Source organism: Symbiopectobacterium sp. (assembly GCF_051710365.1).
GTDB lineage: Bacteria > Pseudomonadota > Gammaproteobacteria > Enterobacterales > Enterobacteriaceae > Symbiopectobacterium.
Window position 1 is genome coordinate 1 of sequence record NZ_JBPETA010000266.1, and the last position, 3,293, is coordinate 3,293.

The following is a 3,293-nucleotide window of genomic DNA, read 5'->3' on the forward strand; positions in this document are numbered from 1 at the left end:
CGAACTCGGCAATGTCTGGCGCGATCTGACGCGCATCACGCTATTTGTGCTGTTGCCGCTGTCGCTGCTGATGGCGCTGTTTCTGGTCAGTCAGGGTGTGATTCAGAATGTTAACCCCTACCTGACGCTCACCACGCTTGAAGGCGCACAGCAGACGCTGCCGATGGGGCCAGTGGCGTCGCAGGAAGCGATCAAAATGCTCGGCACTAACGGCGGCTGCTTTTTCAATGCCAACTCCGCTCACCCGTTCGAAAACCCAACCGCGTTAACCAATTTTGTGCAGATGCTGGCGATTTTCCTGATTCCGGCCGCGCTGTGTTTCACCTTTGGCGAAACACAGCGCAACCGGGCGCAGGGACGAACCCTGTTGTGGGCCATGACGTTGATGTTTGTGGTGGCGGCGGTGTTGGTCATGATGACGGAAGTGAAGGGTAACCTGAATTTGACGCTGCTTGGCGCGGACAGCGCGATGAACTGGGAAGAGAAGGAGAGCCGCTTCGGTATTCTCAATTCCAGCCTGTTTGCCGTGATCACCACGGCGGCATCTTGCGGGGCGGTCAACGCCATGCATGACTCTTTTACCGCGCTGGGTGGAATGATTCCGCTGTGGTTGATGCAACTGGGCGAAGTAGTGTTTGGCGGTGTTGGCTCAGGGCTGTACGGCATGTTGATGAACGTGCTGCTGGCAGTGTTTATTGCCGGGTTGATGATTGGCCGCACGCCGGAATATCTGGGAAAGAAAATCGGTGTACCGGAAATGAAGATGGCGGCGATTTATATCCTGATCACCCCGTCACTGGTGCTGTTGGGTACGGCGCTGGCGATGATGACCGATACCGGGCGCGCCGGAATTTTCAACCCGGGACCGCACGGTTTTAGCGAAGTGCTCTATGCGCTCTCTTCTGCGGCCAACAACAACGGCAGCGCCTTTGCTGGGCTCTCCGCCAATACGCCGTTCTGGAACCTGCTACTAGGCGTCGCGATGTTGATTGGACGCTTTGCGCCCTTTATCCCGCTGTTGGCCATTGCCGGTTCACTGGCGGCGCGCAAGATCCAGCCTGCCAGCCCCGGCACGTTGCCGATGCACGGCGCACTGTTTGTCGCGCTGATTATCGGCACCGTGTTGCTGATTGGTGCACTGACGTTTATCCCTGCGCTGGCGCTGGGGCCTGTTATCGAACATTTGCAGTTGCTGGCGCGCTAATCGCCGGAGAATTCTATGACACATCAAATCGCGTCTTCACAACGCGGCACACTGTGGCGTGCTGCGCTGGCTGAATCATTGACAAAACTTAGCCCCCGCGTGCAATACCGTAACCCGGTGATGTTTGTGGTGTATCTGGGCAGCATTCTCACCACGTTGCTGGCCGTGGGCATGGAGTTGGGGTGGAGTGAGGGACAACTGGGTTTCACGGCGGCCATTAGCCTGTGGCTGTGGTTCACCGTGCTGTTTGCTAATTTTGCCGAAGCGCTGGCGGAAGGACGCAGTAAGGCACAGGCCGAGAGTTTAAAAGGCATTACGCGCACCAATTGGGCGAAAAAGCTCTCTGATCCTGAGACTGAATCCGCCCAGCAGAAGGTTGCCGCAAACAGCCTGCGCAAAGGCGATTATGTGCGGGTGGATGCGGGTGACATTATCCCGTGTGACGGTGAAGTACTGGCTGGGGGCGCTTCCGTGGATGAAAGCGCGATTACCGGTGAGTCTGCGCCAGTGATTCGCGAGGCCGGCGGCGATTTCGCCTCGGTAACCGGGGGCACGCGCATTCTCTCTGACTGGCTGGTGATTCGGTGCAGCGTCAATCCCGGTGAAACCTTTCTGGATCGCATGATCGCCATGGTAGAAGGGGCCAAACGGCGTAAAACGCCGAATGAAGTGGCACTGACCATTCTGCTGATTTCACTCACGATTGTGTTTCTGTTGGCGACGGCGACGCTGTATCCGTTTTCTGCCTGGGGCGGTACACCTGTCAGCATTACGGTGTTGGTGGCACTGTTGGTCTGTTTGATCCCTACTACCATTGGCGCATTGCTCTCGGCGATTGGCATTGCGGGCATGAGTCGTATGCTGGGAGCGAATGTGATCGCCACCAGTGGACGCGCGGTGGAAGCTGCTGGCGATGTGGATGTGCTGCTGCTGGATAAAACCGGCACCATCACTCTGGGTAACCGCCAGGCCAGCGCTTTCCTGCCCGCCAGCGGCATCAGTGAATCCGCGTTGGCAAACGCTGCGCAGTTGGCCTCACTGGCCGATGAAACGCCGGAAGGGCGCAGTATCGTGGTGTTAGCTAAGCAAAAATTCAATCTGCGCGAGCGTGATTTGCAGAGTCTGAACGCCACCTTTATCCCCTTTTCGGCGCAAACGCGCATGAGTGGCGTCAATGTCGGGCAAAAAATGTTACGTAAAGGCGCGGCGGACGCGATTCGTCGGCACGTTGAAAGCAACGGCGGGCGCTTCCCTGCGGATGTGGTAGCACTGGTGGAATCGGTGGCGCGCAAAGGCGGCACACCGCTGGTGGTGGCGGAAGATAATACTGTCATGGGCGTGGTGGCGCTCAAGGATATCGTCAAAGGAGGTATTAAAGAACGCTTTGCTGAACTGCGCCACATGGGGATCAAGACGGTGATGGTCACGGGCGATAACCCACTGACCGCTGCCGCCATCGCTGCTGAAGCGGGTGTCGATGACTTTTTGTCGGAGGCCACACCCGAAGCCAAGCTGGCGCTGATTCGTCAATATCAGGCAGAAGGACGCATGGTGGCGATGACAGGGGATGGCACCAACGACGCCCCCGCGCTGGCGCAGGCGGATGTCGCGGTGGCGATGAATTCCGGTACGCAAGCGGCGAAAGAGGCGGGCAACATGGTGGATCTGGACTCCAACCCGACCAAGCTGCTCGAAGTGGTGCATATCGGTAAGCAGATGCTGATGACGCGTGGCTCGTTAACCACGTTCAGTATCGCCAACGATGTCGCTAAATATTTTGCCATTATCCCCGCAGCCTTTGCGGTGACCTATCCACCGCTGAATGCCCTTAACGTGATGGGGCTGCATTCGCCAGCCTCGGCCATTTTGTCAGCCGTGATTTTTAATGCCTTGATTATCGTACTGCTGATTCCACTGGCATTGAAAGGGGTGAGCTACCGCCCGATGCCTGAGGCCGCGCTGTTGCGCCGCAACTTATGGATTTATGGCGTGGGGGGGGGGGGGGGGGGGGGGGGGGTGGCGTTTTTGGGGCAAAAAGCCGGTTAGCCTTGGAGGGCGAGAGCGGGTGGGAGGGAAAGTGGGCAAAACG

General features: G+C 57.9%; 2 protein-coding genes. Both read left to right on the plus strand.

From position 1 onward, the window contains the following. Positions 1–1,204, plus strand: a 1,204-nt coding sequence (kdpA, locus tag ACTBDZ_RS16335) for a potassium-transporting ATPase subunit KdpA (protein WP_438816090.1), incomplete at its 5' end; no start/stop codon positions are given. Positions 1,205–1,219: 15 nt separating this feature from the next. After that, positions 1,220–3,250 carry a potassium-transporting ATPase subunit KdpB gene (gene kdpB, locus ACTBDZ_RS16340; protein WP_438816091.1) on the plus strand — a complete coding sequence of 677 codons (2,031 nt, stop codon included), beginning with the start codon at positions 1,220–1,222 and terminating at the stop codon, positions 3,248–3,250. Positions 3,251–3,293: the final 43 nt, after the last annotated feature.